This window comes from Rummeliibacillus sp. TYF005, from assembly GCF_003844195.1.
GTDB lineage: Bacteria > Bacillota > Bacilli > Bacillales_A > Planococcaceae > Rummeliibacillus.
The window spans coordinates 1-1,723 of the sequence record NZ_ML122639.1 but is presented as its reverse complement, the minus strand read 5'-3'; the positions used below and the strand labels follow the sequence as shown (position 1 = coordinate 1,723).

Below are 1,723 nucleotides of genomic sequence, written 5' to 3'. Positions count from 1 at the left end.
TGGCAGCTTCCCACATGGGAGTGGGAAGTGCATAAAAGCCTGAAGATCATTCGCACGTATCAACTCCTTAATGCTCAAAAAAAGACAGCCCCTTCAGGACCGTCTTTTTTCTCCGCTTACCGTTGACACTTACCTCTCATTTTTTCTCCTATACAACTTTATACTTTCAACAGAAAATAAAGGTTAATTATTTATCTTTATAGAATGTAACAATAAAAATAATTAGGTGGTGTTATACATGAAAAAAAGGTTTCGTAAAGGATTGATTGCTTTTGCAATTACAGCCACTATAATCCCAACAATGGTTTTCGCTAGTGAAAACAATGAAATCGAACCACTCGGAGCTGGCGAATGGGATGGTTTACTCAACAGTGAATATGGAATTTATGCATCAAGATGGGTAACTACAAGACCTGTTAATTCAGGTGGTGGTGATATTAGAGTCTGTATGTCCGGAGTCAATGCAGGCAATACAATTACAGTGAACATTTATGAACAAGATATAAGTTCTGATGATACTGTCAGGACAGATATCGAATTCAAAGGACCGAAAACTGGAACTTCAGAAAAAACTTGCAGTTCAAATATTGATGTCGAAAAATATGTGGATGGTGATTTTGCTGAAATCTATTTAAAAATGAAAGGCAAATTAGAATCAGATACTGTCCGAGTTTATATTGACGACTAAATAAAAGGCACGAAAAATATTCGTGCCTTTGCTACTCTCAATCCTTTTTCACTTAATTTTTTACTGGTGCTTTTTCAAAAACTGATACGACTCTTTTATATCGTTTCCCTGTGTCTTCTAATTCTTCTCGAAAAACTTCCGTTACTAAAAAAGGCGACTTTGCTTTTCCAACAGCAACAATATCACCTGGTTGAATGTTTAATTTGCGTAAATCCTTAGGGATATGCCACGTATATTTTTTTGGATATAGCTTTAACGGATCTCCCTTTTTACTTCTGATATGAAATCCTGAAAGTGTATTATTCTCCATCAACATTCTCTCCAATCATTAACTTTATCGATTTTCCTAATGAATGAAATAATTTTGTGCCTTCCAATTCCACTGAGCCACAATCGAATACGCTTTTTCCTCAATGTCTGAATCCTCATCATCTACTCGAACTAAGTCGCCTTCTTCGACATCATCTAAATTCAATTGCTTATGTACTTTTTTTAACAAACCACCGTATGCAATCATTCGCTTACGATATAAACCTTCTTCCAAATCTTTTACAACCTCTAAATCATTTTCTAGATTACCAGTCAGATAATCGGCATCTTTCACTGAATATTTAGCAGTTTCTTGTACCGCTGCTTGAATGGCAGTGACCTCTTTTTTCTTGTTGCGCTTTTTATTTTTCACTGCCTCTATATGTACAATTGGCACATAATCTAGTTTCATTGCCTTTTTCCAAAGACTTGTCCAATCTTCTTGTGATAAATAATTATCACTATTTTTAAAATAAGTTCTTTCAACACATAGTAAAACGTGCATGTGCTGATTATAGGAACCATCTTTTTTATTGACCGTAACTTCTGTGGAACGCATAAAGCCAATCATATTTTGTTTTACTTTTTTATAACCCATCAATCGACGAAAACCTTCTGCCATTGCTTTTAAACTTTTATCCAACGCTTCACCGTGAAACACATTCTTGACTGACAAGGTTAAGAAAAGCCATCTTGCTTTTGGTTTTTGACGAATCACTTCTTCTA

General features: G+C 35.1%; 3 protein-coding genes. 1 reads left to right on the top strand and 2 read right to left on the bottom strand.

Annotated features, from left to right (window positions below; all coding sequences use genetic code 11):
- The first annotated feature begins 238 nt into the window (after nucleotides 1-238).
- A complete protein-coding gene (locus CW357_RS17980; RefSeq protein ID WP_119417406.1) occupies nucleotides 239-688 on the top strand; it encodes a hypothetical protein in 450 nt (149 codons plus the stop codon).
- Between the two features lie 52 nt (nucleotides 689-740).
- Here the strand turns inward: CW357_RS17980 and CW357_RS17975 are convergent, their stop codons facing one another.
- Nucleotides 741-998 (bottom strand): DUF5839 family protein, encoded by a 258-nt coding sequence (locus CW357_RS17975; RefSeq protein WP_241155186.1) that lies wholly within the window; start codon nucleotides 996-998, stop codon nucleotides 741-743.
- A 36-nt stretch (nucleotides 999-1,034) separates the two neighbouring features.
- Nucleotides 1,035-1,723: protein rep (locus CW357_RS17970; protein WP_124218822.1), on the bottom strand; the 689-nt coding region annotated here is incomplete at its 5' end.

Excerpts from the sequence above, each read along its gene's own strand:
- CW357_RS17980 (WP_119417406.1), top strand. The coding sequence starts at position 239 with ATGAAAAAAAGGTTTCGTAAAGGATTGATTGCTTTTGCAATTACAGCC.
- CW357_RS17975 (WP_241155186.1), bottom strand. The coding sequence starts at position 998 with ATGGAGAATAATACACTTTCAGGATTTCATATCAGAAGTAAAAAGGGA.